The organism is Curtobacterium sp. MMLR14_006 (assembly GCF_001864985.1).
Taxonomy (GTDB): Bacteria; Actinomycetota; Actinomycetes; order Actinomycetales; family Microbacteriaceae; genus Curtobacterium.
Map to the genome: position 1 here is coordinate 48870 of NZ_MJGU01000001.1, position 26663 is coordinate 75532.

23 protein-coding genes are annotated in these 26663 nt (G+C 72.1%); 9 read left to right on the top strand and 14 right to left on the bottom strand.

Annotated elements, in window-relative coordinates; translation table 11 throughout:
* Nucleotides 1-7 precede the first annotated feature (7 nt).
* Nucleotides 8-1204 carry an ankyrin repeat domain-containing protein gene (locus BIU94_RS00200; protein ID WP_139196206.1) on the top strand — a complete coding sequence of 399 codons (1197 nt, stop codon included), beginning with the start codon at nucleotides 8-10 and terminating at the stop codon, nucleotides 1202-1204.
* On the opposite strand, the gene BIU94_RS00205 is transcribed toward BIU94_RS00200, so the two are convergent.
* From BIU94_RS00205 to BIU94_RS00235, 7 genes are all read right to left on the bottom strand, one after another.
* A complete protein-coding gene (locus BIU94_RS00205; protein ID WP_254784671.1) occupies nucleotides 1189-2406 on the bottom strand; it encodes a glycoside hydrolase family 1 protein in 1218 nt (405 codons plus the stop codon). The two genes, BIU94_RS00200 and BIU94_RS00205, sit on opposite strands and share 16 nt — an antisense overlap.
* A gap of 10 nt (nucleotides 2407-2416) precedes the next feature.
* Nucleotides 2417-3277, bottom strand: coding sequence for an alpha/beta fold hydrolase (locus BIU94_RS00210; protein WP_071253030.1), 861 nt, complete (start codon nucleotides 3275-3277; stop codon nucleotides 2417-2419).
* Nucleotides 3274-5121, bottom strand: a complete 1848-nt coding sequence (locus BIU94_RS00215) for an ABC transporter ATP-binding protein (protein ID WP_083404477.1) — start codon at nucleotides 5119-5121, stop codon at nucleotides 3274-3276. The genes BIU94_RS00210 and BIU94_RS00215 overlap by 4 nt, the downstream gene beginning before the upstream one ends.
* Nucleotides 5118-6068, bottom strand: coding sequence for an ABC transporter permease (locus tag BIU94_RS00220; protein ID WP_071253032.1), 951 nt, complete (start codon nucleotides 6066-6068; stop codon nucleotides 5118-5120). The genes BIU94_RS00215 and BIU94_RS00220 overlap by 4 nt, the downstream gene beginning before the upstream one ends.
* Nucleotides 6065-7045, bottom strand: coding sequence for an ABC transporter permease (locus tag BIU94_RS00225; RefSeq protein ID WP_071253033.1), 981 nt, complete (start codon nucleotides 7043-7045; stop codon nucleotides 6065-6067). The genes BIU94_RS00220 and BIU94_RS00225 overlap by 4 nt, the downstream gene beginning before the upstream one ends.
* Nucleotides 7042-8769: an ABC transporter substrate-binding protein gene (locus tag BIU94_RS00230; protein WP_254784674.1), complete on the bottom strand. Its 1728-nt coding sequence runs from the start codon at nucleotides 8767-8769 to the stop codon at nucleotides 7042-7044. The genes BIU94_RS00225 and BIU94_RS00230 overlap by 4 nt, the downstream gene beginning before the upstream one ends.
* 97 nt (nucleotides 8770-8866) lie before the next feature.
* Nucleotides 8867-9973 carry a LacI family DNA-binding transcriptional regulator gene (locus BIU94_RS00235; protein ID WP_071253035.1) on the bottom strand — a complete coding sequence of 369 codons (1107 nt, stop codon included), beginning with the start codon at nucleotides 9971-9973 and terminating at the stop codon, nucleotides 8867-8869.
* 209 nt (nucleotides 9974-10182) lie between these two features.
* Here BIU94_RS00235 and BIU94_RS17570 point away from each other — a divergent pair, with 209 nt between their 5' ends.
* The gene (locus BIU94_RS17570) at nucleotides 10183-10329 is read left to right on the top strand and encodes a hypothetical protein (RefSeq protein ID WP_175472176.1); all 147 of its coding nucleotides are present in this window, start codon (nucleotides 10183-10185) and stop codon (nucleotides 10327-10329) included.
* Between the two features lie 183 nt (nucleotides 10330-10512).
* On the opposite strand, the gene BIU94_RS00240 is transcribed toward BIU94_RS17570, so the two are convergent.
* Nucleotides 10513-11214: a GntR family transcriptional regulator gene (locus BIU94_RS00240; protein WP_254782813.1), complete on the bottom strand. Its 702-nt coding sequence runs from the start codon at nucleotides 11212-11214 to the stop codon at nucleotides 10513-10515.
* A gap of 80 nt (nucleotides 11215-11294) precedes the next feature.
* Here BIU94_RS00240 and BIU94_RS00245 point away from each other — a divergent pair, with 80 nt between their 5' ends.
* Nucleotides 11295-12509: an MFS transporter gene (locus tag BIU94_RS00245; RefSeq protein ID WP_071253038.1), complete on the top strand. Its 1215-nt coding sequence runs from the start codon at nucleotides 11295-11297 to the stop codon at nucleotides 12507-12509.
* 187 nt (nucleotides 12510-12696) lie between these two features.
* On the opposite strand, the gene BIU94_RS00250 is transcribed toward BIU94_RS00245, so the two are convergent.
* Nucleotides 12697-13860, bottom strand: coding sequence for a Vms1/Ankzf1 family peptidyl-tRNA hydrolase (locus tag BIU94_RS00250; protein WP_071253039.1), 1164 nt, complete (start codon nucleotides 13858-13860; stop codon nucleotides 12697-12699).
* 190 nt (nucleotides 13861-14050) lie between these two features.
* Between BIU94_RS00250 and BIU94_RS00255 the strand changes: the two genes are divergently transcribed.
* The 4 genes from BIU94_RS00255 to BIU94_RS00270 are packed head-to-tail and all read left to right on the top strand — an operon-like array spanning nucleotide 14051 to nucleotide 20404.
* Nucleotides 14051-15409: an ABC transporter substrate-binding protein gene (locus BIU94_RS00255; RefSeq protein ID WP_071253041.1), complete on the top strand. Its 1359-nt coding sequence runs from the start codon at nucleotides 14051-14053 to the stop codon at nucleotides 15407-15409.
* Nucleotides 15406-16485, top strand: coding sequence for a carbohydrate ABC transporter permease (locus BIU94_RS00260; protein WP_071253042.1), 1080 nt, complete (start codon nucleotides 15406-15408; stop codon nucleotides 16483-16485). The genes BIU94_RS00255 and BIU94_RS00260 overlap by 4 nt, the downstream gene beginning before the upstream one ends.
* A complete protein-coding gene (locus BIU94_RS00265; RefSeq protein WP_139195833.1) occupies nucleotides 16482-17417 on the top strand; it encodes a carbohydrate ABC transporter permease in 936 nt (311 codons plus the stop codon). Before BIU94_RS00260 ends, BIU94_RS00265 begins: the two co-directional genes overlap by 4 nt.
* A complete protein-coding gene (locus BIU94_RS00270) occupies nucleotides 17414-20404 on the top strand; it encodes a glycoside hydrolase family 2 TIM barrel-domain containing protein (RefSeq protein ID WP_071253045.1) in 2991 nt (996 codons plus the stop codon). Before BIU94_RS00265 ends, BIU94_RS00270 begins: the two co-directional genes overlap by 4 nt.
* 287 nt (nucleotides 20405-20691) lie before the next feature.
* Here BIU94_RS00270 and BIU94_RS00275 read toward each other — a convergent pair whose 3' ends face one another.
* Complete coding sequence (locus BIU94_RS00275) at nucleotides 20692-21117, bottom strand: DUF3151 domain-containing protein (RefSeq protein ID WP_071253047.1); 426 nt, start codon at nucleotides 21115-21117, stop codon at nucleotides 20692-20694.
* A 273-nt stretch (nucleotides 21118-21390) separates the two neighbouring features.
* Here BIU94_RS00275 and BIU94_RS00280 point away from each other — a divergent pair, with 273 nt between their 5' ends.
* Entirely contained in the window at nucleotides 21391-22962 is a 1572-nt protein-coding gene (locus BIU94_RS00280) for an ABC-F family ATP-binding cassette domain-containing protein (protein ID WP_071253049.1), read from the top strand.
* A gap of 7 nt (nucleotides 22963-22969) precedes the next feature.
* Here BIU94_RS00280 and BIU94_RS00285 read toward each other — a convergent pair whose 3' ends face one another.
* The 4 genes from BIU94_RS00285 to BIU94_RS00300 are packed head-to-tail and all read right to left on the bottom strand — an operon-like array spanning nucleotide 22970 to nucleotide 25767.
* Entirely contained in the window at nucleotides 22970-23665 is a 696-nt protein-coding gene (locus BIU94_RS00285; protein ID WP_071253050.1) for an SDR family oxidoreductase, read from the bottom strand.
* A 10-nt stretch (nucleotides 23666-23675) separates the two neighbouring features.
* The gene (locus BIU94_RS00290) at nucleotides 23676-24167 is read right to left on the bottom strand and encodes a DedA family protein (protein WP_071253052.1); all 492 of its coding nucleotides are present in this window, start codon (nucleotides 24165-24167) and stop codon (nucleotides 23676-23678) included.
* Between the two features lie 36 nt (nucleotides 24168-24203).
* Nucleotides 24204-25235 carry a YihY/virulence factor BrkB family protein gene (locus BIU94_RS00295; protein ID WP_071253054.1) on the bottom strand — a complete coding sequence of 344 codons (1032 nt, stop codon included), beginning with the start codon at nucleotides 25233-25235 and terminating at the stop codon, nucleotides 24204-24206.
* Nucleotides 25236-25239: 4 nt separating this feature from the next.
* Nucleotides 25240-25767, bottom strand: coding sequence for a hypothetical protein (locus BIU94_RS00300; RefSeq protein ID WP_071253056.1), 528 nt, complete (start codon nucleotides 25765-25767; stop codon nucleotides 25240-25242).
* 64 nt (nucleotides 25768-25831) lie between these two features.
* Here BIU94_RS00300 and BIU94_RS00305 point away from each other — a divergent pair, with 64 nt between their 5' ends.
* On the top strand, nucleotides 25832-26572 hold the full coding sequence (locus BIU94_RS00305) for an MBL fold metallo-hydrolase (protein WP_071253191.1): 741 nt from the start codon (nucleotides 25832-25834) through the stop codon (nucleotides 26570-26572).
* The last annotated feature ends 91 nt before the right edge of the window (nucleotides 26573-26663 follow it).

Consider the following 26663-nt stretch of genomic DNA (forward strand, 5'->3'; position numbering starts at 1 on the left):
TCGACCCGTGCGATGGAGTCGAGTGAACTGGCCGGCGGTCGGCTACGTGTCGCTCGAGGACCTCGAGGGAGCAGCCGACCACCTGACCCGACTGCTCGAGGACGCTCCCCCGCCCGTGGCGGCCCTCGCCACCGTGCGCTGGGTCGACTCGCGCCTCGCCGCGCTGAGCGCCGAAGCGCCGGCCGCGGGCAGCACCGGTGACGGCGACGACGAGGCGACGACCCCGGTCGACCTGCCGGGACACGGCACCCCGGATCCCGTGGTCGTCCGCGCCGAGGTCGTGGTGCGGAACGACGAGGTGCTCGACACCCCGGACGGCCTGTGGCGCCGGTGGAACCACGCGCGGGTGACCCTGCGCTTCGACGACGCCGTCATCGACCCGACGCACGTCGACCCCGCGGACCTGCTCGCCGGCGACGCCCACATCGCCCGCGGGGAACTCGACCACGTGCCGGGGCAGGACGCCTGGGAGCTCCGGCTGCTCGTCTCCCCCGTCGGCGAGGTCGCGATCCGGTTCACCGACGTCCAGGTCGCCGTCCGGAGCGTCGCCGAGTCGGTGTACGACGCGCTCGGGGACCGCCCGGCGCGGGGCTGGCACGGGCCGGTGCCGGACGGCTGGGTGGAGTACGCCACCGAGGTCGTGCGCGCCGCGGCGTACGGCGACCTCGGCGGGCTGCACCTGGCCGACGACGCGAGCGACGTCGACGACGTGGACCAGCGGTGGGGCTTCGCGCCGCTGCACGCCGCCGCGTGGTTCGACCGTGCGGCGATGCTCGAGGAGCTCCTGCGTCGCGGGGCGTCGGTCGAGCTCACGGACACCGAGGGACGCACGCCGCTCACGCTGGCGATCGACCGGGACGCCCGTCGTGCCGTCGCCGTGCTCGCCGCTGCCGGTGCCGACCTCGAGGCGCGGGACGCCGACGGCAACACCGCGATCGTCCGCGCGGCCTGGGGTGGTCACGCCGAGGTCGTCCGCGCCCTCGCCGCGGCGGGTGCCTCGACACGGGCGGTCGGTTCGCGGGGCGCGACCCTGCTCATCGCCGCGGTCGACTCCGGCGACGTCGACACGGTGCGGGCCGCCCTCGAGCTCGACGTCGACGTGAACGCCCGGGACGACGAGGGGTCGAGTGCGAGCGACCGCGCGGAACTGCTCCGCGACCGAGCGGTCGCGGAGCAGCTGGCGCACTACTACGGGGCGAGCTGACCCACGCGCTCGAGCGCGTTCGCCCGGGCCACGCCGCCGTACCAGTGGGCAGAGGGCTTCGGCGTGCGCTCGAAGGTCTCCGGGTCCCAGGCGACCAGACCGAACGTCGGCCGGAAGCCGGACGCCCACTCGTAGTTGTCGAGCAGCGACCAGTGCTGGTAGCCGAGGACCTCGATGCCGTCCTCGATGCAGCGGTGGATGCCCTCGAGGGCGCCCTGCGTGTAGACCTGCCGGCGGGAGTCGTCGGCGGTGGCGATGCCGTTCTCGGTGATCATCAGCGGGACGCCACCGGAGAGCTCCCACGCGCTGCGGAGCCCGTCGGCCGAGGCCTCGGGGTAGAACTCCCAGCCGGTCAGGGTGGTCTCGACGTCGTCCGCCACGGGCAACGGACCGGAAGCGCCGATGAAGGTCCGGGTGTACGCCTGCACGCCGAGGAAGTCGTCGCCGGCAGCGTTCTCGAGGTACCAGTCGTCGCGCGGGTACCCGTACTCGCGGAGCATCGCGTCCGCGCCCGGCTCACCGTTGGACGTGAACGCCTGGGTCGCGATGGTCCAGCCTGACTGGAGGCCCGACACCTGTGACAACACGTCTCGCGACCGCTTGTGGCTGGCCAGCAGGGCGTCGGCGACGCCGAGGTCCGGGTTCGGCAGGCCGAAGGCGACGAGGTTCGCGGCGTCCTCGCCGCCGGCGAGCATGGCCGCGATGTTCGGCTCGTTGATCGTGCAGACGTAGCGGACGCCGTCCTGCACCACAGGCAGCGCGGCCTCGGTGTAGCGGGCGAACAGGTCGGCGGCGTCGGGGGCGCGCCAGAAGCCGTCGCGCTCGAACCACCGCGGCACGGTGAAGTGCATGAGCGTCACGATCGGCTCGATGCCGAACTCGTGGCACGTCTCGACCATGCGGCGGTAGTGGTCGACCTCGGCGCGGCTGACGGACCCGCGCTCGGGCTCGATGCGGGCCCACTCGATGCTGAACCGGTACGAGTTCAGGCCGAGCTCGGCGGCGATGCGGATGTCGTCGCGGTAGCGGTGGTAGCTGTCCGCGGCGTCGCCCGAGGGCTCGACGATCGTGGTGTCCGGCTCGTGCTCGTGCACCCACCAGTTGCTGTTGACGTTGTTGCCCTCGATCTGGTGGGCGGCGGTGGCGGCGCCCCAGAGGAAGCCGTCGGGGAAGTGCAGGGTGGTGATGATGGTGCCTTTCAACGGGCCGGCATCAGTGCGCCGACAGGAAGCGGTCGAAGACCTCGAGCGTCGCCGCGGGGTTCTCGACGTGGGGGCCGTGGTAGCTGGTCGGGATGACCTCGTAGGCCGCCCCGGTGTCCTCCGCCATCCGGCGCTGCCACGGGATCGGCCAGGCGTTGTCCCACTCGCCGTGCGCGACGAGCACGGGCAGCCCGGTCGCGCGGAGCTCGGCCGACGAGTCGGTGTGGTCCTCGAGGATGTGCCCGCCGGCGACGACGCTGAGCGGGCTGGTCGCGTCGAAGCGGTCGCGGACCATCCGGACGCCGTCCGGCAGCTCGTCGTCGGGGCGGTAGGCCCAGAGCGGGTTCGTCGAGTCGAACAGCTGGCGGAGGTTGCCACCGGTGTCGTGCAGGATCGTCAGCTCGGTCACCTTGCGGTAGGGCCAGCCGTACGGTCCGGAGCAGAACTGCACGACGTCGCGGAACGACGACGGCGAGGCGATCGCGGCGGCGCGGGCGATGACCCCGCCGAGCGAGTGACCGATCAGGTGGACCGGGGCGCCGTCGTCGAGCAGGGCGGCCACCCGGACGACGTCGGCGGCTTCCTCGTCGAGCGAGTGGTCCGACGGCGAGGGCGGCGCTGCCGAGTCCGCCTGCCCGCGACGGCTGATCGCCACCGCGGTCCAGCCGGCGTCGCGGAGGAGCGGCATGAAGGTGCGCCAGTCCTCCTTCGAGCCGGTGTAGCCGGGGACGATCAGGACGGTGCCCTTCGACGGCCCGTCAGGCACCACGCGGTACGCGGTGAGCCGACCGACGGGCAGGTCGATGCCGACGACGTCGACGTGGTCCGGGGTCGGGAGGTGCCCGAAGGGCGGCACGGTGGGGAAGTTCATGCCAGCAGTGTCCGCCGCGGGTTCGGCACGGCGTCCAGGAGCGCCACCGTGTAGTCGTCCTGCGGGTGCTGCAACACCTCGGCGGTGCGGCCGCGCTCGACGACCGCGCCGTCGTGCAGCACCATGATGTCGTCCGTGATGAGGCGCGCGCTGAGCAGGTCGTGCGTGATGTAGAGGAGCGAGACGCCCCACTGCTCGCGGAGGTCCTCGAGCAGGGCGAGCACTCCTGCACGCAGCGTGACGTCGAGCATCGAGACCGGCTCGTCGGCGATGATCACCTGCGGGTCGCTCGCGAGCGCCCGGGCGATGACGACGCGCTGCCGCTGCCCGCCGGAGAGCTGGTGCGGGAGCTTCTGCGCGAACTGCTCGACGGGGGTCAGGCCCACGGTCTCGAGCAGCTCGAGCACGCGCCTGCGGGCGTCCCGCCCGCGCAGGTCCGTGTAGTTCGCGATCGGCCGGGACAGCGTGTACTCCACCGTGTGCAGCGGGTTGAGCGCCGAGTACGGGTCCTGGAAGACCATCTGCACCTCGGAACGGAGGTCCTTCAGGCCGCGCCGGCCCAGGCGGCCGACGTCGGCGTCGCCGAAGCGGACCGTGCCGGTCGTCGGCTTCTCGACGCCGGTGAGCATCTTCGCGATCGTCGACTTGCCGGAACCGGACTGGCCGACGAGCGCGAGCGACTGCCCGGGTTCGAGGGTGAACGACACGTCCCGCACGGCCTGCACCGGCTGCTCCCCGCGACGCGGCGCCGGGTAGGTCTTCACGAGGTGGTCGACCACGATCGGGTTCTTCGCGGCGGAGCGTTCACGGGAGCCGACGGTGGCGAACGACGAGGTCGTCTGCTGACGCGAGACCGAGCGCTGCGATCGGTCGGGGAACCCGGGCAGGGAGACGACCTCGGCGCGGGGGTCCGCGTAGTGCGACAGCAGCATCTTCGTGTAGTCGTCCTGCGGGTCGCGGAGGACCTCGAGTGAGCGGCCGTCCTCGACGATGCGGCCCTCGTGCATGACGAGGACGCGTTCGGTGGCCTCGAGGACGATGCCGAGGTCGTGGCTGATGAGGACGGCGGTGAAGCCCTCGGACCGCTGCAGCTCGATGATCGTGTCCATCACGGCGTGCTGCACGAGGACGTCGAGTGCCGTCGTCGGCTCGTCGAACACCATGAGCTGCGGCTCGAGCGAGAGCGCCAGGGCGATGGAGACGCGCTGCCGCATGCCGCCGGAGAGCTCCCCGGGGAACCGGGCGAGCATCGACGTCGGCAGCTTCACCTTGCCGACGAGCTCCTGCATGCGGGCGTCCCAGCGGTCGCGCGGCACGTGGCCGTGCGCCCTGAAGACGTCGATGAAGTGGTTCCGGATGGTGCGCACCGGGTTGAGCGCGTTCATGCCGGACTGCAGCACCATCGCGAAGCCGCCCTGCCGCTGCTGGCGCAGGGCTTCCTCGTCGAGGTCGCGGATGTCCTTGCCCGCGAAGACGATGCTGCCGCCGTTCGTGCGCGCCGGCGGCTTCTGCAGCCGGGTCAGCGCGTAGCCGAGCGTCGACTTGCCGGAACCGGACTCGCCGACCAGGCCGACGAACTCGCCCTTCCGCAGGCAGAACGACACGTGGTCGACCGCCTGGACGGCCTCCTGGCCGGCCGATTCGTAGACGACCGACAGGTCGCGGACGTCGAGCAGGACGGAGGCGTCGCCTTGGTCGTGACGGGCGTCGGACTGGGCCCCCGCCGCCGGTTCCGGACGTCCGCGAAGCGGTCGGCCGGCCGTGTCGGATGGGGAGAGGCGCGTGGCGGCGCCGTCCCGTGCCTCCTGGCCGTCTGCGGGGTGCGTTCCTGGCGAGCCGCTCATGCGGTCTTCTCCTTACGGGGCCGCGCGCCCTCGCGCAGCCGCGGGTTGGACACGGCGTCGACGCCGAAGTTGATCAGGGTGAGGCTCATCGCGAGCAGCGCGATGCAGAGGCCGGGCGCGAAGAGCAGGATCCACTGGCCGGTGAGGAGCGCGTTCGAGTTCTGCGCCCAGTACAGGATCGTGCCCCAGCTGACGATCGAGGAGTCGCCGAGTCCGAGGAACTCGAGGCCGGCCTCGGCGAGGATCGCGCTCGTGGCGGCCCCGAAGAAGCTGCCGACGATGAGGCTCGTCATGTTGGGCAGGATCTCGCGGAACACGATGCGCGTCGCGCCGTCACCGGAGAACTGGGCGGCGGTGACGAAGTCCCGGCCGCGCAGCGACTGCGTCTGCGACCGGAGCACGCGAGCGCCCCACGCCCAACCGGTGACGACGATGACCGCGATGATCACCGCGATGCCGCCGTTCTGCAGGTAGGCGGCGATGACGATCATCAGGGGCAGACCCGGGATGACGAGGAACAGGTTCACGATGAACCCGATGACCTCGGCGATCCAACCCCGGACGTAGCCCCAGCTCAGGCCGATCGCGACGGCGACGAGCGTGGACAGGACGCCCGCGACCGCGCCGACGAAGACCGAGATGCGGGCGCCGTACACGAGCTGTGACAGGACGTCCTCGCCGGCGGCGGTGGTGCCCATCCAGTGGTCGGGCGTCGCGTCGGCGGACCGGGCGAAGCCGTTCTGGCTGGCGCCGTACGGGGCCAGGAGCGGGGCGAAGACCGCGACGAGCACGAAGACGCCGAGGATGACGATGCCGGTCCGGGCCTTCCCGTTCGACCAGACGACGCCGAACTGGCGGGCGGCGGCGCGCCACTTGGACGGCGCCTGAGCTGCTTCTTCTTGGGTGCGGACTGCGACTGTGGCGTCCGGGGTGGTGGTGTTGGTCATCGACGCGTCCTCGGGTCCAGGACGCCGTACATGACGTCCACGATGAAGTTGGCGATGAGCACCGACACGGTGATCATCAGGAAGAGGGCCTGCATGAGCGGGTAGTCCTGCCCGATCACGGCGTTGAACAGCAGGTAGCCGATGCCCGGGTACCCGAACACCTGCTCGACCAGCACCGAACCGCCGACCACGCCGCCGAGCGCCAGGCCGAAGCCGGTCAGGTTCGGCAGGATCGCGTTGCGGGCCGCGTACCGGACGGCCACGGTGCGCCCGCGCAGGCCGTTCGCCTCGGCGAAGGTCACGTAGTCGTCACCGAGGGTGTTGATCATCGCGTTGCGCATGCCGATGATCCAGCCGCCCAGGCTCGTCACCAGGATCGTGACGGCCGGCAGCACGGCGTGCTGCAGGGCGTCGCCGAGGAACGCACCGTTCAGACCGGGCGTCGTCGTGGCCGAGTAGGCGCCCGTGGTCGGGAACCAGTGCAGCACGTAGCCGAGGAAGAACAGCAGCAGCAGGGCGGTCCAGAAGTACGGGAACGTGGACATGAAGCTGCCCGACAGGGTGGGGAGCGAGTCGAGCCAGGTGCCGCGCTTCCATGCCGCCGCTACACCGATCAGGGTGCCGAGGACGAACGCCAGGATCGTGACGACCCCGACCAGGATGAGCGTGTACGGCAGGGCCTTCGCCACGAGGTCGCCGACGGGCTGGGGGTAGAACGTGTAGCTCGTGCCGAAGTCGAGGGTGATGACCTGGTGCAGGTAGCTGACGTACTGGTCCCACACGTTGCCGGTCGGCACGCCGAGCTGGGCCTCGATGGCCTTCTTCGTGGCGTCGGTGACCGGACCGTTCTGGCCGAGCTTCGCGAGTGCGGCGTCGGCCGGGCTGCCGGGCATGAGGCGCGGGAGCACGAAGTTGAGCGTGACCGCGGCCCAGAGCGTCAGGACGAAGAGGACGAGTTTCTGGAGGATGTACTTCACTTTGCGTCCTCCTGCTGCTGCAGGATCTCCTTGCCCGCCGCGCTGTCGCGCAACCGGAGCTTGGTGAAGATGAGCAGCGGTGCCGAGTCGTAGTTCTGCGGCGCCATGTAGGGGTCTTGAGCGCTGGGCCAGCCGACGAACTTGCCGGTGTTGAAGAGTCCCCAGAGGCCGCCGTAGTACATGCCGATGACGGGCAGCTCGTCGTAGACGATCTGCTGCAGCTGGTCGAGGATCTCCTGCTGCTTCGCGGTGTCCGTCGTCGCCTTGTACTCGTCGAGGAGCTCCTGGGTGTCGGCGTTCTTGTACCGCTCGTAGTTGTTGACCGTCGACTTGCCGACCGGCTGGTAGAACTCGGTGGACATCAGGGAGTTGAAGGCCTGGTAGACGTCGCCGTTGCCCATGCCGCCCATCGCCATGTCGAACTGCCCGTTGTTGATCGCCTGCTGGTAGCCGGCGGGCTGCGGGGCCTTGATGGTGACGTCGATGCCGATCGCGGTGAGGTTGCGGCGGACCTCCTGCACGGCGCGGAGCCAGTCGGAGTACCCGTTCGCGGTCGTGATGGCGATCTGGAGCTGCTTGCCGTCCTTGACGAGCTTGCCACCCTGCTCGCGGTAGCCGGCCTTCGCGAACGCTGCCTTCGCGGCGTCGGCGTCCTGCGTCACCATGCCCTTGTCCGGGATCGCGTCGTTCACGTAGCGCTCCTGGTTCGGCAGGATGAGCCCGGTCTGCGCCGCTGCCTGCAGGTTGCCCTCGGTCGCCGTCTCGGCGATCGCGTCGCGGTCGAGGGCCAGGGAGATCCCCCGACGGACGTTCACGTCGTTGAAGGGCGCCTTCGTCAGGTTCGGGATGAGGCCGGTGATGCCGCCCGGCGGGAACCAGTACTGGTTCGTCTCGGAAGCGGCTCCCCACGTGCCCTCCACGTCGGAGATGAACGAGTACGCCCAGTCGTAACCACGTGTGACGGTGTCGAGCTGGGTGTTCGTCGCCGGCAGGATGAGGTGCTTGATGGCGATCTCGTCGGCCTGCCAGTACCTCGGGTTCTTGTCCATCGAGTACTGCTGGTCGGTGTAGTTGCCGAGGACGAACGGACCGGTGCCGACCGGGTTCGGGTCGCGCCAGGTCGTCGGGTCCTTCACGCCGCCCCAGTGGTCCTCGCCGAGGATGTACGTCTGCCCGATGATCGTCAGGCTCGGGACGTCCTCGCTCTTGAGGTGGAAGACGACGTGGTCGCCGTCCTGCTCGATGCGCTCGATGTGCTGCCAGGCGCCCTTGACGTCCATCGCGGGGAACTTCTTGAGCAGGTCGAAGGTGAAGACGACGTCCTCCGCGCTGAACGGCGAACCGTCGGACCACTCGACGCCGGAGCGGATCGTCATGTCGATCGTCTTCGCGTCGGGCTGACTCCACGCGCTGGCGAGCCACGGGTTGCGCTTGCCGTCGAGGGGGTTCACCTCGATGAGGGGCTCGTACATCCACTTGGAGGCCGTCCGGGCGTTCGGGATGTACGGGTTGAAGTTGCGGTCGAACAGCGGGTTGCCGCGGTCCGCGTTGATGAGCATCGTGTCCTTGCCGATCGTGGGATCGGGTTCGGAGCGGACCTGGATGCTGCAGCCGGTGGCCACGAGGGCCACGACGGCGAGCCCGGCGAGGGCCGCGGCGAGGCGGCCGCGTCGGCGGGGGCCCGGGTCGCGCGGGCCGCGCGTGCGCTGTGGGGGAAGCGTCATTGCTCGGTCGACCTCCATGTCGATTCGGTACGTGCTCAATGTATGCGCTTACATCGCGCGGTGCAACACCGCGGTTGTTTCGCGGACCGGCACGGATCTACCGCTCGAACGACGGCGGGCAGCTCTCGCGCAGCAGCACCTCGACCGGCAGCCGGACGGCGCGCGGCGGCCCGTCCGGGCGCTCCAACCGATCCACGATCGCGAGCACCGCGGCACGACCGAGCGCCCCCATCGGCTGGTGCACGGTGGTGAGCCGCGGTACCGCGAACCGCCCCGCGTCGATGCCGTCGAACCCCGTCACGACGACGTCCTCGGGGACCCGGATGCCCCGCGCGGCGGCGGCCTCGAGCACCCCGAGCGCCGACTGGTCGTTCGAGCACAGGATCGCCCGCGGCACGTCGTCCGCCAGCAGCGAGGCCGCGAGCTCCCGCGCCCGCGCCCGTCCGAAGTCACCGTGCACGATCCGCACCGACGACACCGGCACACCGTGGTCGTCGAGCGCCGCCCGGAACCCCGCCGAGCGCTCCATGTCGTCGGGCGAGTCGATCGGGCCGGCGAGGTACGCCAGCGACCGGATGCCGAGCCGCCCGATCACGTGCGACGCCAGCGTGCGCATCCCGGCGGCGTTGTCGACGCTCACCGAGTCGAACCCGTGTGACCGACGGTCGTCGGCGAGCACCACCACGGGGATGCGGCGCGCGACGTGTTCGAGCAGGTCGTCCGGCACGGTCTGCGCCAGCACCGCGAGGCCGTCCACCCGACCGGCGACGTCGTTGACGATGACGTCGCGCGACGAACCGCGCCCCGCGGCGACCATCAGGGCGAGGCCGCGCTGCCACGCCTCGGTCTCGGCGCCGCGCAGGACCTCGTCGAAGTACAGGTTCGACGAGAACGGCTGCGTCATGTGCCGCCGGTCGTCGACCACGCGGACGCCCCCGTCGGTGACGAGGTCGGGGCGCTCGTCCGGCACCACGTCGAACCCCGGCAGCAGCAGGCCGACCACACCGGTGCGCTTGCCGGCGAGGCCCCGGGCGTTGCCGGAGGGCACGTAGCCGAGACTCCGGATCGCCGCCTGCACGCGGTCGCGGGTGCCCTCGCGGACGGCGTCCGGCGTGCGGAGCACGCGCGACACGGTGGCGATGGAGACGCCCGCCGCAGAGGCGACGTCGTAGACCGTGGGAGGTGCGGTGCGCTGGTCGGCCAAGCCGTGCCTCCCGTCCGACGTCCGCTGGAACCGCGCCTCGACCGCGCGGCCGGACCATCCTAGTTCTCCACAGGTCGGCGGAGACGCTTGCGGCAGGGCAGCGGTGGCGTGACACTGGTGCGACCTCAGTACGTCCCGTGAGGAAGCGCACCAGCGGGCCGTGTGCCCGCACCGACCAGGTTGCCCACACACAGGGGAAGGACACCGACATGTCACAGTCGACACGATCCGGGAGCAAGCTCGCCAACCGCGCGAGCCACGACGAGGCCGAGGTGCGCGACGCGCTGCTCGACCACACGGAGGGCGCTACCTTCGACGACCTCGACGGCGCAGGGGAACCCGCCGAGCGGCCGTAACCGGCGGTCGCGCGGGCCTCCGGCGGTCTGCCGGGAGGCCCGTGCCCCGCACCGCGCCCGGGTCCCCACCGCAGGTGGTCGCGTCGGCTCTGCGCGGGTCGCGTCGCTGCCGTCGGGCGGGTGGCGTCCGTGTGTCGGGGCGCCGTGGGCGGTGCCGCGTGCGCGTCCGCGGCGGTGGCCGCGTCAGCGCTCGGTGGCACCGACGATCGTCATGCCCGCTCCCCGCAGGCGGCGTCGCTCCTGGGCGATCCAGCCGAGCAGCCGGTCGTTCGTGCCGGCGACGTGGGCCGCCACGAGGTCCGCTGCCCGGTCGGCGTCGCCGTCGCGCACGGCGTCGATGATGGCACTGTGCTCCTGCCAGGCGGCGTCGCGCGCCTCGGGGGTGCGCACCTCGATCCACCGGGTGCGTTCCAGGCGCGTCAGCGCGTCGGCGATGGCGTCGGTGACGAACCGGTTGCCGCCGAGGGCCGCGAGGTCGAGGTGGAACGTCGAGCCCATCCGGATGCCGGCCTGCTGGTCCGGGGTCGGACGGAGGGCGTCGAGGTGTCCGCGGACCTCGGCGAGCTGCTCGGCGCTGGCCCGCTCGACGGCGAGCCGGACGGCCGCCGGCTCGAGGATCCCGCGGAGCTCGGCGAGCGAGGCGATCTCGTCGAGGTCGATCGGCGTGACCGTCCACGAGCGCCCCTCGTGCAGGATGAGCCCCTCGCGCTCGAGCCGGGACAGCGCGGCGCGGACCGGGGTGCGAGAGGCGTGGAACCGTGCCTCGAGACCGCGCTCCGAGATCCGCTCACCCGGCGCGATGTCGAGCGTGAGGATGGCCGCGCGGAGGTTGTCGTAGAGCTGGGCCGTCTGCGACACGGGGGCGGCGTCGGTCGTGTCGGTCACGGCGGACAAGCCTAGCGGCGTCGTGCCCACAATGGTATACCGTTGTGGTATACCAACTGGTTCCACGACGGGACGACAGCATGCCCACGACAGAGGCCCGGCGACGGACCACCGCCGCGACGACGCCCGTACCGGCCCGCGCCTGGACGATGCTGGCCCTCGGGGTCGCGGCGCAGGCAGCCGGGACGCTCGTCGTGTCCGCCCCGGCCCTGCTCATCCCGTACCTACACGCGCACGGCACGTCGCTCCCGGTGGCGGGGTTGCTCGCGTCCGCGCCGACCTTCGGCATGGTGCTGACGCTCATCGCCTGGGGAGCGGTCACGGACCGCTTCGGCGAGCGCATCGTCATCGCGGGCGGCCTCGTGCTCACGACGGCGGCGGTCGTCGGCGCGTGGCTCGCGGCGGGCGATCCGGTGTTGCTCGGCCTGGCGTTCCTGGCCGGCGGCATGACGAGCGCGTCGACGAACGCCGCGAGCGGACGCGTCGTCGTCGGGTGGTTCCCGAAGGAGCGACGCGGACTGGCGATGGGGATCCGGCAGATGTCACAGCCGCTCGGGGTGACGCTGGCGGCCGTCACGGTCCCGCAGCTCGCCGAGGGCTCGGGGATCCGCGCCGCCCTGGTGCTGCCGATCGTGCTCTGCGCGGTGCTGGCGGCCGGCTGCGCGATCGGCATCAAGGACCCGCCGAGGCCCACCCGGTCCGCGGTCGCCGCGGCGGTCACGGCGAACCCCTACCGGTCGAGCGGGTTCCTGTGGCGGGTGCACGCGGTGTCGGTCCTGCTCGTGGTGCCGCAGTTCACGCTGTCGACCTACGGACTGGTGTGGCTCGTCGGCCTCGGCTGGTCCACGCCGGCCGCCGGGCTCCTGGTCGGCGCGTCGCAGTTCGTCGGTGCCGTCGGGCGGATCCTGGTCGGCGGCTGGAGCGACCGTGCGGGCTCCCGGGTCGGGCCGCTGCGGATCGTCGCGGTGGGCGCCGCCGTCGTGATGGCGGTGCTGGCGGTCGTCGACGCGACGCACCTGGCCGGCGCGGCGGTCTTCCTGGTGCTCGCGACGAGCGTCACCGTCGCCGACAACGGGTTGGCGTACACGTCGGTGGCCGAGGCAGCCGGGCCGTTCTGGTCCGGCCGGGCGCTCGGCGCGCAGAACACCGGGCAGTTCGTCGCGGCGAGCGCCGTCGGCCCCGGGGTCGGCGCGCTCGTCACGGCGTTCGGGTTCGCGGCGTCGTTCGGCCTGGTCGCCGTGCTGCCGCTGCTGGCGCTGCCGCTGGTGCCGCGCGCCGACCGCTCGCACGACTGAGGCGGCCAGGCCGTCGGGGAGTCCCCCGTCGGAACGTCCCATCGCGCGTGCAGTGGGAAGCTGTTCCGCGCGTAGGAGGCAGGAACTTCGGGCCTCCTACGCGCAGTTCACCTCACCACGCGCGATTCAGCTCACCACGCGCGGAACAGCACCCCAGCACCCAGCACCCCGGCCCACCCGGCACGGGTCAGGCGGGGACGGCGGGGCCGACGGGCCAGCGGAGGAGTGCGGCGGCCGGTGCGCCACCAGGCAGGGACGCGGCGTTCACGAGCACGAGCTCGGCGTCGGTCAGGACCGCGGCACGGACGAGCGCGCACACCGCCGGGACCGCCCCGATCACCGCGGTGCCCGCGGCCTGCTCCGGCGCCGTCGCGACCCAGGGGGCACCGGCCAGGGCCAGGAGCGTCCGGTCCCCGATCGCGACCGCGTCGAGCGCGACCGTCGACCCCTGCGCCTGCTGCAGCGCCTCGACGACGGAGCCGATGCCGGTGACGACCTGGTTGTCCCCGCGCCCGGCGTGCGTGCGGAGGCGGTCCTCGAGGTCGTGCCGGTGCGTCGCCACGGCCCGGGCCAGCGCGGTCTCGACGTGCTCGACGAAGGCCTGCTCCGCACCGGCGTCGGCGCGCGGGTCGCCGGGGAACACCGAGGTCAGGGCGCGCGTCTCGGCGGACAGGGCCTTCACGAGCAGCTCCCGTGCGGTGACGTCCCCGGCCACCACCACGAGTCCGGGCCGGAGGGTGCGGACGGTCTCGTCGACGGCCGCGGCGGTCTCGGCGGAGTTCTGCCGCCAGATCTCCTCGGTGTGCTGCTGCCAGTGCGGCTGCTTCCACCCGGTCCCGGCCTTGGCGTAGTGCAGGGTGTCGTTCCGCCCCTGCACCTGCTGCTCCGACTCGGCAGCCGCGACCGGTGCGTGGCCGAGCCGGTAGGTGCGGAAGGCGCCGCCCTCCTTGCTCGCGTGCACGACGAGGAACGGCAGGTCGACCGGTCGGTGCGCGACGAGCGGGACCAGGTCCGGTACGGCTCCCACGCCGACGGACCCCGCGCCGTGCAGACGCCCGGGCAGGACGTCGCTGACCACCACCGACCCGTCGTGGACGAGCACGTACCGGCTGACGGGCGACGGGACGCCGGCCTCCTGCTCGAACTCGGCGGCCACGGTGTCGACGACGTCGTCGGTCGCGCCCTGGGCACGGAGGGCCTCCTCGACGGCGCGGAGCCGCAGCGCCGCCTGCCGTCGGGGGTCCTCCACGTTGCCGGAGGCGTCCGCGTAGGCCCAGGCCCACGTCCCTCCGTGTTCCAGTCGCTCCCCCAGGATCCGGTGCAGTTCGCTCGTCGCGTTCGTCGACGTCATGGCAGCTCCTCTCGGACGGTTGCCGGAGCCGATGAGCCCCGGCGCTCTCACGTGCCGCCACACTCCCCCCTCGCGGTGACGCCCGCCCGGAGTGGACGGCGAACACCCAGGCGCGAAAGCACACTGACGCTCGGTTTTGTGGTTTGCTGAGGCGCAACCCCGATCCGACGACGAACCGGAGTGCACCGCGATGACGCAGCGCCCACCATCCCTCTCCAGACGACAACTGTTGGGCTTCGGCCTCGGTACCGCGGCGGCCGGACTGCTCGCCGGGTGCGCGGTCCCCGGCTCGACCAACGTGAACCGGGCGGCGCTCGTCCCCACCGCCGCGTCCGGCGAGACCGTCCAGCTCACCTACTGGGCGTGGCTCAAGGACCTGCAGAAGGTCTGCGACGTCTGGAACGCGCAGAACCCGCGCATCCAGGTCACCGCGAACTGGATCCCCGGCGGCAACACCGGCGGCTACCAGAAGATGTACTCCGCGCTCGCGGCCGGCGGCGGCCCGGACATCGGGCAGGTCGAGCTCCGGCAGATCCCCGAGTTCATGCTCGCGAACGGCCTGGTCGACCTCGCCCGCTACGGCGCGAAGGACCACCAGGCGAAGTACGACGACGCCGCCTGGGCGCAGGTCTCGTTCCTCGACGGCGTGTACGGCATCCCGCAGGACACCGGCCCGATGGGCTTCTACTACCAGACCGCCCTGCTCGAGCAGGCCGGCGGCGAGCCCCCGGCGACCTGGGACGCGTGGCGCGACCTCGCCGACAAGGTCCGCTCGACGGGCAGGCGGAACTACCTCGAGGTGTTCCCGGTCGCGGACGCGTCGCCCTTCGCGGCGTACGTGCAGCAGGCCGGTGCGCGGTGGTTCCGGACCGACGGCGACGAGTGGGTCGTCGACATGACGGACGACACGACGATGATGGTCGCCGAGTTCTTCGACGGCGTCATCGACGACGACCTCGTCGACACGAGCGCCGGCGCGTTCACCCCCGGCTGGTACGCGTCCGCCGCGAGCGGCGGGGTCGCCGCCGTGACGAGCGCGAGCTGGGCCGACGCCCTGATCCAGTCCGTGCAGGGCGGCGAGGGCAAGTGGCAGGTCGCCCCGATGCAGACCTGGGGCGACACCGGCTCCGGCTCGAGTGCGATCGGCGGTTCGACGGCCGCGGTCCTCGCCAACGCGCAGCACCCGGCGGAGGCACTCGAGTTCATCACCTGGATGACCACGTCGAAGGAGGGCATCGACGCGATGATCGAGTACTGCGGCATCGGCTGGTCGCCCGCGAAGGACTACATCGGCCAGGCCCGTGAGGAGCCGTCCGAGTGGTTCTCGGGCCAGCGGTACAACGAGGAGGTCTTCGTCCCCGCGGCGCAGGAACAGAACATCGACTGGTCATGGTCACCGGTGACGCAGTCGGCGTTCACGAGCCTGCAGAACCAGTTCCGGCGCAAGCTCACCGGCGGGCTGAAGCTCCCCGACGCGGTGGAGCTCGCCCAGCGGGAGATCGTCCAGTCCTTCCGGGACAAGGGCCTCGGCGTCAGGACGGCACGATGAGCGCGACGCAGCCGAGGAACGGCTTCCGCACGAGCACGAAGGCCACGAGCGCGCAGAAGCGCGCGCCGTGGATCCTGCTCGGCCCCTTCCTCGCCCTGTTCCTGCTGACGTTCGTCATCCCGATCATCAGCGCGGTCTTCCAGTCGTTCACGACCGTCGACCGCGAGGGCCTCTTCGGCGAGGACGGCGTCTCCGGACGCTTCGCCGGGTTGGACAACTACGTGATCGCCCTGCAGGACAGCGGGTTCGTCGCCTCGATCGGCCGGATGCTGCTGTTCGGCATCGTGCAGGTCCCGGTGATGATCATCGCCTGCACGGTCCTCGCGCTGCTGCTCGAGTCGGCGAGCGCCCGGTGGCCCGCCTTCTTCCGTGCGATCTACTTCATGCCGTACGGCGTCCCCGGGGTCATCGCGACGATCCTGTGGTCGTTCCTGTACGTGCCCGGCCTGTCGCCGATCGTGTCCCTGCTGCAGTCCGTGGGCCTGCAGCCGGACTTCCTCGGTGCGGACAGCGTGCTCTGGTCGATCGCGAACATCGTCACGTGGACGTACACCGGCTACAACATGCTCATCATCGTGGCGCAGCTGAAGTCCATCCCCGGCGAGGTCTACGAGGCCGCGAAGATGGACGGCGCCGGCCCGTTCCAGGTCGCGTTCCGGATCCAGATCCCGCTCATCGCGCCGGCCCTGGTGCTCACCACGGTGTTCTCGATCATCGGGACGCTGCAGCTCTTCGCGGAGCCGCAGATCCTGTCGACCGTCGCACCCGCCATCGACACCGAGTACACGCCGAACTACGCCGCCTACACGAACGCGTTCGCGTTCAACGAGTACGGCGTCGCGAGCGCGCAGGCGGTCATCATCGCGCTGGCTGCCTTCGTGCTGTCGTTCACGTTCCTCGCGCTGACGAACCGCGCGCCGAAGGACGAGCGCGACCGCCGCAAGCGTGCGAAGCGGGACGGCCAGGAGGCCCGGCGCGCGCTCCAGACGCGCGCTGCGGACGACCGCAGGGTCACCACCCAGGCCGAACCGGGCCTCCAGAACGGAACGAACGTCACGAAGGGGGCGGACGCATGACCAGCGAAGCCATCGAAGCGCCGGCCACCGCCAGGACGGCGGTGCCCGTCGACACCACGGCCATCTCGGCGCACCAGCGCCGCAAGCTCGACCGCTCCCCCGGATCGCAGATCGTCGTGACGGGCATCCTCGTCGTCGTCGCGCTGTACTTCCTGGTGCCCCTGTACTGGGTCGTCATCGCCGCGACGAAGACGACCGGCGCGCTCTTCTCGACGAACGGGTTCTGGTTCGGCGGCGAGTTCGCGCTCTGGAGCAACCTGCAGCAGGTGTTCTCGTACGACGGCGGCATCTTCGTCCGCTGGATCGCGAACAGCATCCTGTACTCCGGCGTCGGCGCCGTGCTGGCGACCTACTTCGCCGCAGCCGGCGGCTACGCCCTGGCGAAGTACGAGTTCCGCGGTCGGCAGCTCGTGTTCGGCACGATCCTCGGCGGGGTGCTCGTGCCGGGGACCGCGACCGCGCTGCCCCTGTTCCTGCTGTTCTCGACGCTCGGGCTGACGGACACGTACTGGAGCGTGCTCATCCCGAGCCTCGTCTCGCCGTTCGGGCTGTTCCTGTGCCGCGTGTACGCCCAGGCCTCGGTGGACACCGCGCTGCTCGAGCAGGCCCGGATCGACGGCGCCGGCGAGCTCCGGATCTTCCACACCGTGGTGCTCCGGCAGATGACGCCGGCGCTCGTCACGGTGTTCCTGTTCCAGGTCGTCGGCATCTGGAACAACTTCTTCCTGCCGCTCATCATGCTGGCGGACCAGAAGCTGTACCCGATCACGCTGGGGCTCAACAACTGGCGGGCCCAGGTCGATCGTCTGCCAGAGTTCTACCAGCTCACCACCGGCGGCGTGCTCGTCTCGGTCATCCCGCTCGTGGTCGCCATCATCGTCCTGCAGCGCTTCTGGCGCGGGGGCCTCACGGAAGGATCGGTCAAGGGTTGACCTCCACCGCACTCGCATCCACCGCACCCGGGTCCGACACCCGGGCGGCACCGCGCGCCTGGCTGCACACCGACGCCCCCACCCTGTCGCTGAACGGGGAGTGGGACTTCCGCTGGTCGCCGGTCGCCGACGTCCCGCTGCCGGGCCCCGACGACACCTGGGGCACGATCCCCGTGCCGGCGCACTGGGTGCTGCACGGCCACGGCGCCCCGAGCTACACGAACCTGGAGTACCCGTTCCCGATCGACCCGCCGCACCCGCCCGAGGAGAACCCGACGGGCGACCACCGCCGCACGTTCTCGTTGCCGGGCACCTTCGACGGCGCGGCCCGCGTGCTGCTCCGCTTCGACGGTGTGGAGTCGCACTTCCGGGTGTGGGTGAACGACGCGCTCGTGGGGTGGAGCACGGGTTCGCGGCTCGCGACGGAGTTCGACGTCACGTCCGTGCTGCGGCCCGGCACGAACGAGGTCCGGGTGCGGGTGCACCAGTGGTCGGCGGCCTCGTACCTGGAGGACCAGGACCAGTGGTGGCTGCCGGGCATCTTCCGCGACGTCACGCTGCTCGCCCGACCGGCCGCGCCGATCGACGACGTGTTCGTCCGCGCCGGCTGGACCGCTGCGCTCGGGAGCGCGGCGAGCGCGGGGACGGCGGCGTCCGGCCGCCCCTCGACCGGGACCGGCACGATCACGTTCCCGACGCTCGACGCGGCGTTCCCGGTGCGGTTCGCCGTGCCCGACCTGGGCGTCGACGTGACCTGGGCGACAGCCGACGACGTCGCACCGATCGAGGTCGAGGGCGTCGAGCCGTGGAGCGCCGAGCTGCCGCGGCTGTACGACGCCAGCCTGTCGTCCGAGGGCGAGACCGTCTCGCTCCGGCTCGGCTTCCGCACGGTGGCGATCGTCGGCGACCGGTTCCTGGTGAACGGCGAGCGCGTGGTGTTCCACGGCGTGAACCGGCACGAGACGCACCCGGAGCGCGGTCGGGTGTTCGACGAGGAGCACGCCCGGGCCGACATGGCCCTGATGAAGCGCAACAACGTCAACGCGATCCGCACCTCGCACTACCCGCCGCACCCCCGCGTCCTCGACCTCGCCGACGAGCTCGGCTTCTGGGTGGTGCTGGAGTGCGACCTCGAGACGCACGGGTTCCTGTTCACGGACTGGGTCGGCAACCCCTCGGACGACCCGGCGTGGCGCGAGGCCTACCTCGACCGCATCGCCCGAACCGTCGAACGCGACAAGAACCACGCGTCGATCGTCATGTGGTCGCTCGGCAACGAGTCCGGCACCGGCCGCAACCTCGCCGCGATGGCGCAGTGGGTGCACGACCGCGACGACGAGCGCCCCGTCCACTACGAGGGCGACTACACGGGCGAGTACACCGACGTCTACTCGCGGATGTACCCGACGCTGCAGGAGACCGAGTCGATCGGCGGCGGCCCGGCGACACCGCTGCTCGGGTGCGGCCCGGCCGAGGCGGCACGGCAGCGCTCGAAGCCGTTCATCCACTGCGAGTACGTGCACGCCATGGGAAACGGCCCCGGCCAGATCGCCGAGTACGAGGCGCTGGTCGACACCTACCCGCGCCTGCACGGCGGGTTCGTCTGGGAGTGGCGGGACCACGGGCTGCGGGCTCGCACCGCCGACGGGCAGGACTACTACGCCTACGGCGGGGACTTCGGCGAGGTCGTGCACGACGGCAACTTCGTGATGGACGGCCTGGTGCTGCCCGACGACACCCCGACCCCCGGTCTGGCGGAGTTCGCGGCCGTGGTCGCGCCGGTCCGCCTGTCGTCGTCCGACACGACGCTGCTGATCGAGAACCGGTACCACTCGGCCTCCACCGCAGGGCTGCGGTTCTGCTGGACGCTGTCGCGGAACGGCGTCGTCGAGGCCTCCGGGCGACTCGCGCCCGGCGTCGTCGCGGCGCGGGAGTCGGCCACGGTGCCGGTGCCCGACGAGGTCCGCGCAGCGGCGGCCGGGGACCTCGCTCCCGGTGACGAGCTGTGGTTCGACGTCACGGTCGAACTGGCGGGGCCGACCGCGTGGGCGGACACCGGCCACGTCGTCGCTCGCACCCAGCGGCTCGTCGCGAGCCGTGTGGCGGACGCACCACGGGCCTCCCGGCAGACCTGGGACGGCGACCGCCTCGGCGAGGGGACCTTCAGCGCCCGGGGCGACCTGGTGTCCTGGAAGGGCCACGAGGTCGCCGGCCCCCGGCTCGAGCTCTGGCGCGCACCGACCGACAACGACAGCCTGGCGTCGCAGGGCGGCTACGAGACCGCCGACCCGGTGCTCACCCACGGCGTCGGCGACCCGGAGGCGCCGGCGTCGGCGGTCCGCTGGCGCGCCCGCGGGCTGGACCGGCTCACCCACCGACTCGTGTCGGTGGCCCGGACCGGTTCCGGTCTCGAGCAGCACGTGCGCGTGGCGGCGGCGAACAGCGGCTGGGGACTCGACGTCACCCACCGCTGGACCCTGACGGTCGACGGCCTCGTGCTGCAGACCGACGCCGTGCCGTTCGGCGCCTGGGACGTCACCTGGCCGCGGATCGGCGTGCGCTTCGACCTGCCCGCCTCGCTGGCGGACGAGGACGCGACGTGGTTCGGCACCGGACCGCTCGAGTCGTACGCCGACTCGTCGCACGCGGCGCGCGTCGGCCGGTTCACCGCCCCGGTGCGGTCGCTCGGCGTGGAGTACTCGCGGCCGCAGGAGACCGGGCACCGGCCGTCGTTGCGGTCGCTCTCGGTCGGGCCGTTCACGGTGTCGACGGTGGGCTCGCACCGTGCCGGCTTCACCCTGTCGCCGTGGACCGCGCAGCAGGTCGACCGTGCGGAGCACCCGTACGAGCTGCCGACGTCCGACCACCTGTACCTGTACCTCGACGCCGCGCAGCACGGGCTCGGCAGCCGTGCGTGCGGCCTCGACGTGCTGCCCGAGCACCAGCTCTGGCCGCAGGCGTTCAGCTGGAGCGTGTTGCTGGCATAGCGGCGGCGGTCGGGTTCTCCGGAACCAGGTTCCGGACACAGCACCGCGCATCGGCGTGGTTCCGTGTCCGGAACCTGGTTTCGTCGTTTCGCGGCGGCTTCGGCACGGGCGGAGGGCGGCGCGGCACGGGCGCGCCCCGCTGTCGTCGTTGCGCCCCGTCTCCCCGGGGCGCGCCACGCGCGGGTCTGCGCGCCGCGCACAACCAAAGTGCTCCCAAACCACGTATCGCCGTGGTTCGGGAGCACTTCGGTTGTGCGGAGCGCACTCGCGGCGCCCGCGCTGCGCGGCTACGCGTCGGCGTCGAGGGCGCGCAGCGCCTCGGGGTCGCTCGCGTTGAGGAAGTCGGTGAGGCGCTCGGGCTCGCCGGGCTCCTCGATCGCCAGGGCCGCACGGCGCAGGGCGAACAGGGCGCGGAGCACGCCGCGGTTCGGCTCGTGCGACCACGGCACGGGGCCGGCGCCGCGCCACCCGGCCTTCCGCAGGGCGTCGAGCCCGCGGTGGTACCCGACGCGGGCGTACGCGTAGGACTCGAGGGTGGCGCCGCGGGCCCAGGCCTCGTCGGCGAGCAGGGCCCACGCCAGGCTCGACGACGGGTACGACACGACGACGCTGGCGACGGGGGCGTCGGCCTCGAGCGCCGCGGTCACCTCGGGTTCGGCGGGCAGCAGGGTCGACGGGTTCGTCGAGGGGTTCGGCAACAGGTTCTCCGGCATGCCCCCAGCCTGTCATCCCTTGCGGGTGCCCGCGTCACGGGATTACCGTGGAGGCCACCTCGTCGTCATCGCGGGGCCGCCGGGGCGGGAGACCGACCGGCGGGACGGATGGCGGACACGGGGGTCCCCCGACGGAAGCAGACGATTGCTGTCGATCACCGGTACCGCTCAGCCAACGCGCTGACACCGTGATCGCGCGCCCCGTCGGGCGCTCCACCGCACCGCGGTGGCCTCGGTGTCGTGCGCCCAGCACCGACACCGGGAGACACCCCCATGCCCACCAGTCCGTCTGTCGTCCTGCACGACGTCACCTTCGCCTGGCCCGACGGCACCGTCGCGCTCGACCACCTGTCCGCCGCCTTCGGTCGTGGACGCACCGGCCTGGTCGGGAGGAACGGGGCCGGCAAGTCCACGCTCGTCCGGCTCGCGACCGGCCGGCTCCACCCCACGTCGGGCAGCATCACGACGTCGGGTCCCGTCGACCACCTGCCGCAACGCCTCGCGACGGGGAACGACGACACCGTCGCCGACCTGCTCGGCATCCGGTCCACACTCACCGCGCTCCGGACCGTCCTGGCCGGCGACGCCACGGCAGCACAGCTCGAGGCAGTCGGCGACGACTGGGACCTCGAGGAACGGGCCGCCGCCGTGCTCGACCGGGTCGGGCTCGACGGCACCGACCTCGAGCGGCCGGTGTCGACGCTGTCCGGCGGGCAGTCCGTGCTCGTCGCCGTCGCGGGCGTCCGGCTGCGCGGCCGACCGATCGCGTTCCTCGACGAGCCGACGAACAACCTGGACCGCCGGGCCCGCGGGGTGCTGCTCGACCTGGTCGACGACTGGCGTGGCACCCTGGTGCTCGTCAGCCACGACCGGGAACTCCTGGAGCACGTCGACGAGACCGTCGAGCTCCGCGCCGGGTCGGTGACCGTGTTCGGTGGGACGTTCAGCGCGTTCGAGGAGCACCTGGCCGTGCAGCAGGCGGCCGTCGAGCGCGAGGTCCGCGTCGCCGAGCAGCGGCACCGCACCGAGAAGCGGCAGCGCATCGAGGCCGATACGAAGATCGCGCGTCGTGCCAGGGCCGGTGAGAAGGCGGGCCGCTCGATGCCGAAGATCCTGGCGAACGAGCAGCGGAAGAAGGCGCAGGAGACCGCCGGCCGACTGCGCGTCGGGTACGCGGACGACGAAGCCGCCGCACTCGCCACCAAGCGCGAGGCCGAGCTCCGCCTGCGCGACGACGAGTCGATCCACGTCACCCTGCCCGACCCAGGCGTCCCGGCGTCGCGTCGGATCGCCACCGTGACCGTGCGCGGGCGGGACGTGATCGTGCAGGGGCCGGAGCGGATCGCGGTCACCGGGGACAACGGCGTCGGGAAGTCCACCCTGCTCGAACAGCTCGTCGGCGCCCCCGCAGCCCGGGAGCACCCGCTGCCCGAGACCGGGGCCGTCGCCCACGTCGACCGGATCGCGTACCTGCCGCAACGGAAGGACGGCCTCGACGACACCGCCACGGTGCTCGAGAACGTCCGCCGGGACGCCCCGCACGTCCCCGTCGCCGAGGTGCGGAACCGGCTCGCGGGGTTCCTGGTGCGTGGCGACACCGTCGACCGCCCGGCAGGCGCCCTGTCGGGCGGGGAGCGGTTCCGGGTGGCGTTGGCGGCCCTGGTGCTCGCCGACCCGCCACCGCAGCTGCTCGTGCTCGACGAGCCGACGAACGACCTCGACCTGACGAGCGTCGATCAGCTCGTCGACGCGCTGCGGGCCCACCACGGAGCCCTCGTCGTGGTGAGCCACGACGAGACGTTCCTGGAGCGGCTGGAGCTCGACGCGCGCATCGAGCTGTCGTAGCCCGCGGTCAGCGCCGTCGGGTCGGTCGGATCGCGAGCGACTCGACGGTGCCGCGCTCCGGCAGGTCGACGACGGTGCGGACCGCGGCGGCCACGTCCTCCGGCGCCAGGTAGTACGCGGTGTCGTAGTCCTCGCCGAGCTTCTCGGTCAGTGCCCGTTGCATGTCCGAGTCGGTCCGGCCCGGGTGCACGCTCGACACCCGCACGCCGTTCGCACGCTCCTCTTCACGCAGGGCGTCGGCGAAGGCCCGCAGCGCGAACTTCGACGCCGCGTAGACGCCACCGCCGGGACCGGCGAGGAACCCGGAACCGCTGTTGATCGGCACGACGATGCCCCGCGCCGCCCGGAGCGCCGGGAGCGCCGCCCGGGTGAGCTCGGCGACCGCGAACACGTTCGTGGCGAAGACCTGCTCCCACACGGCACGCGGGGTCTCGGCGACGGTGGTGCCCTGCTCGACGCCGGCGGAGTGCACGAGCACGTCGAGCCGCTCGGGCAGCGCCGGCAGGTCGCCCGCGCCGAGGTCGCCGACGAACGGCGCAGCACTCGGCAGTTCGGCGACGAACGCGTCGACGGCGTCGGCCGACCGGCCGCCGACGAGCACGTGGTGGGTGCGGCCGAGGTCGGCGGCGATCGCGCGGCCGATGCCACGGGTGGCTCCGGTCACCAGGGCGACCGGACGGTTCTGGAGCGGTTCTGTCGTCACGTGGGCCAGCCTACGGAAGCCGGGCCGGGCCTCCTGTGCGGTGGCGACGTCTGTGGAGGACCGTCAGCGCGACGGCGGCGGCGACCACCAGTCCCCCGATCGCCGCGATGCCCCACGGCGAGCCGGCGAGCGCCGCCACCACGGCCCAGAACACCGCGAACCCGACGGTCGCGTACAGCAGCGCCCACGCGACGCAGCCCGGCACCATCGCGACCGTGTACCGCCACCAGGCGACCCGGGCGAGTCCCGCGGCCGCGTTCATCACCGTCTGCAGCCCGACCACGACGAAGCTCGCCGTGACGACCGGCAGCCCCCAGCGTTCGAGCAGGGCCGACCCGCGGCGGACGGCGGGCGACCGCAGCCACCCGCCCCACCGCGACCGAGACGCCCCCGTCACCGCAAGCCGCGCGACCCAGTACGTGGCCTGCGCACGGCAGAACACGACCAGGAAGAGCGCGAGGAGGAGCCACCGGAACGGCAGGCCCTCGAGGAAGGACGGCACGCTCGCACGGTAGCGCCCCGACCCGGGGAGCGACCGTCAGTCGTTGTCGACGCCCTGGCGGATGCGGATGCCCTCGAGGACGTCCTGCGCGCGCTTCTCGTCCTGCTTCTCGATCTGGCGGGTGTCGCGCTCGGGGAGCTGGATGTCCTCCTCCGCGCGGATGCCGGCCTGCAGCTCGCGGCCTCGCTCGATCTCGGCGTCGAACTCGGCGCCGAACAGCAGCGCGTTGTTCGTGATCCAGATCCACAGCAGGAAGACGATGACACCACCGAGCGAGCCGTACGTGGCGTTGTAGTTCGAGAAGTTCCCGACGTAGAAGCCGAAGCCGACGCTCGCGACGATCCAGATGAGGATCGCGAGGATCGACCCGCCGCTCACCCACCGGAACTTCGGCTGCTTGACGTTCGGCGACCAGTAGTACAGCACCGCCACGACGAGGATCGCGATGACGAGCATGATCGGCCACTGCACGACGAGCAGCACCGTGGCGGCGACGTCACCGAGGCCGATGAGGTCGCCGAAGCTGCGGGCGAGGGGTCCGCTCACGAGTGCGAGCAGACCGAGCACGAGCAGGACGACGGTGGTCACGGTGACGCCGAGCATGGTCGGGCGGAGCTTCCAGATCGGCCGGCCCTCGCGGACGTTGTAGATCCGGTTCATCGAACGGCCGAAGGCGCCGACGTAGCCGGAGGCCGACCAGAGCGCGCCGAGCAGACCGACGATGAACGTGACGGGTGCGGCGGGCGAGCGGACGAGGCCCTCCACCGGCTCCCGCAGCAGCTCGGCGACGTCCTTCGAGCCGACGTTGCCGATGATCGTCAACAGGGAGTCGACCGTGTCCTTCGGGTTCGACACCAGGCCGAGGATCGACACGACGGCCAGCAACCCGGGGAACAGCGCGAGCACCGAGTAGTACGTCAGGCTCGCGGCGAGGTCGGTGCACTGGTCGCTCGAGAACTCGCGGAGCGTCTTCTTCAACGTGTAGACGAGCGTCGGCTTCTTGAGGTCGGTGGGGCTGTCGGCCTTGCGGGGGTCGTCGGCTGGGGGCTTCTGCTGGTCGTCGCTCATCGTCTCAACCCTTCCGTGCGGCGAGGCGCTTCGCAGCCTGCTTCGACCGCTTCACCGCCGCCTTGCGGTTCTTGTCGGCCCGCCGCTGCACGGCGCTGATGCCGACCTGCTGCTTCACCCGTGCCTTGTGCGCCGGGTCCTGCTCGAGGGCTTCCTCGGCGGCCTTCCGCCGCGCCTTGCGGCCCTTCCGGCCGCCCTGCGCCTGCTCCTTCGCCGACGGGGCGTCGCCACGCGTGCCGAACGGCAGCAGCGCGGTGAACGCGGAGCTCGCGGGCGGGGTCGCCAGGTGCCCGGCGGGGCTGTTGCGCATCGAGATGCCGACGATGATCGCCGCGACCCCGGTGAGACCGGTGATGCCCATCGCCACGAGGGGCGTCGGGTCGCGGTGCCACCGCTGCTTGGTCTTCGCGACCGCGAGCCGGGTCCGGGCGGGCAGGTTCGCACGCCGCTTGAGTTCCGTCACGGTGTCCGTGATGCCCTCACGGGTGCGGACGTTGGCGAGTTCGAGCTCGGGCAGACTGTCCTTGGCCATTCACCATTTCCTACACGTCCGCAGCCGGGATCGTGCACAGCAGCACCTGGTTACCGTGCCGGTCATGCTCATCCGGGACGCCGCCGAGGGGATCCACCGCCTCGAGGTCGCACACACCAACACGTACCTCGTCGAGACCGGCGACCGACTGCTCGTCGTCGACGCCGGGCTGCCCGCCGCGTGGCCGCACCTGCAGCTCGCGGTGCACGACCTCGGGTACACGCCCGACCGCGTCGAGGGGCTCCTGCTCACGCACGGCCACTTCGACCACGTCGGCACCGCGGCGCGGATGCACCGGGACTGGGGCACGCCCGTCCACGTGCACCCGGGCGACCGGGAGCTCGCCGCCCACCCGTACTCCTACCGCCCGCAGACGAACCGCCTCGGCTTCGTCGCACGGCACCCGGGCGGGTTGCGGCCGCTCGGGCGGATGCTGCTCGCCGGCGCCGCCACCGTGTCCGGCATCGACGACACCCTGCCCCTGGAGTCCCGCGCCGACGTCCCCGGCACCCCGTGGATCATCGAGACGCCGGGGCACACCGACGGGCACGTCGCGCTGCACTTCGCCGACCGCGACGCGGTGATCGCGGGCGACGCGCTCGTCACCCTCGACCCCTACACCGGCAGCATCGGGCCGCGCATCGTGGCGCCGGCGGCGACCTCGGACGTCGACACCGCCATCGCCTCGCTCGACCGGCTCGCGGACACCGAGGCGAAGCACGTGCTCCCCGGCCACGGCCCCGGCTGGTCGCTCGGCGCGCGTCGCGCCGTGGCGCAGGCCCGGCGAGCGGCCGGCGTGGCCTGACGCGTCCGCGGGGTGGACGGCCCCGCGACGCGGCGGACGGGAGGCACGGGCCGGGCCGGCACCGTGCCTCCCGTCCGGCACGTGGGAGCGA

Excerpts from the sequence above, each read along its gene's own strand:
- BIU94_RS00210 (WP_071253030.1), bottom strand. The coding sequence starts at position 3,277 with ATGAACTTCCCCACCGTGCCGCCCTTCGGGCACCTCCCGACCCCGGAC.
- BIU94_RS00215 (WP_083404477.1), bottom strand. The coding sequence starts at position 5,121 with ATGAGCGGCTCGCCAGGAACGCACCCCGCAGACGGCCAGGAGGCACGG.
- BIU94_RS00220 (WP_071253032.1), bottom strand. The coding sequence starts at position 6,068 with ATGACCAACACCACCACCCCGGACGCCACAGTCGCAGTCCGCACCCAA.
- BIU94_RS00230 (WP_254784674.1), bottom strand. The coding sequence starts at position 8,769 with ATGACGCTTCCCCCACAGCGCACGCGCGGCCCGCGCGACCCGGGCCCC.
- BIU94_RS17570 (WP_175472176.1), top strand. The coding sequence starts at position 10,183 with ATGTCACAGTCGACACGATCCGGGAGCAAGCTCGCCAACCGCGCGAGC.
- BIU94_RS00245 (WP_071253038.1), top strand. The coding sequence starts at position 11,295 with ATGCCCACGACAGAGGCCCGGCGACGGACCACCGCCGCGACGACGCCC.
- BIU94_RS00250 (WP_071253039.1), bottom strand. The coding sequence starts at position 13,860 with ATGACGTCGACGAACGCGACGAGCGAACTGCACCGGATCCTGGGGGAG.
- BIU94_RS00255 (WP_071253041.1), top strand. The coding sequence starts at position 14,051 with ATGACGCAGCGCCCACCATCCCTCTCCAGACGACAACTGTTGGGCTTC.
- BIU94_RS00260 (WP_071253042.1), top strand. The coding sequence starts at position 15,406 with ATGAGCGCGACGCAGCCGAGGAACGGCTTCCGCACGAGCACGAAGGCC.
- BIU94_RS00265 (WP_139195833.1), top strand. The coding sequence starts at position 16,482 with ATGACCAGCGAAGCCATCGAAGCGCCGGCCACCGCCAGGACGGCGGTG.
- BIU94_RS00275 (WP_071253047.1), bottom strand. The coding sequence starts at position 21,117 with ATGCCGGAGAACCTGTTGCCGAACCCCTCGACGAACCCGTCGACCCTG.
- BIU94_RS00280 (WP_071253049.1), top strand. The coding sequence starts at position 21,391 with ATGCCCACCAGTCCGTCTGTCGTCCTGCACGACGTCACCTTCGCCTGG.
- BIU94_RS00295 (WP_071253054.1), bottom strand. The coding sequence starts at position 25,235 with ATGAGCGACGACCAGCAGAAGCCCCCAGCCGACGACCCCCGCAAGGCC.
- BIU94_RS00300 (WP_071253056.1), bottom strand. The coding sequence starts at position 25,767 with ATGGCCAAGGACAGTCTGCCCGAGCTCGAACTCGCCAACGTCCGCACC.
- BIU94_RS00305 (WP_071253191.1), top strand. The coding sequence starts at position 25,832 with ATGCTCATCCGGGACGCCGCCGAGGGGATCCACCGCCTCGAGGTCGCA.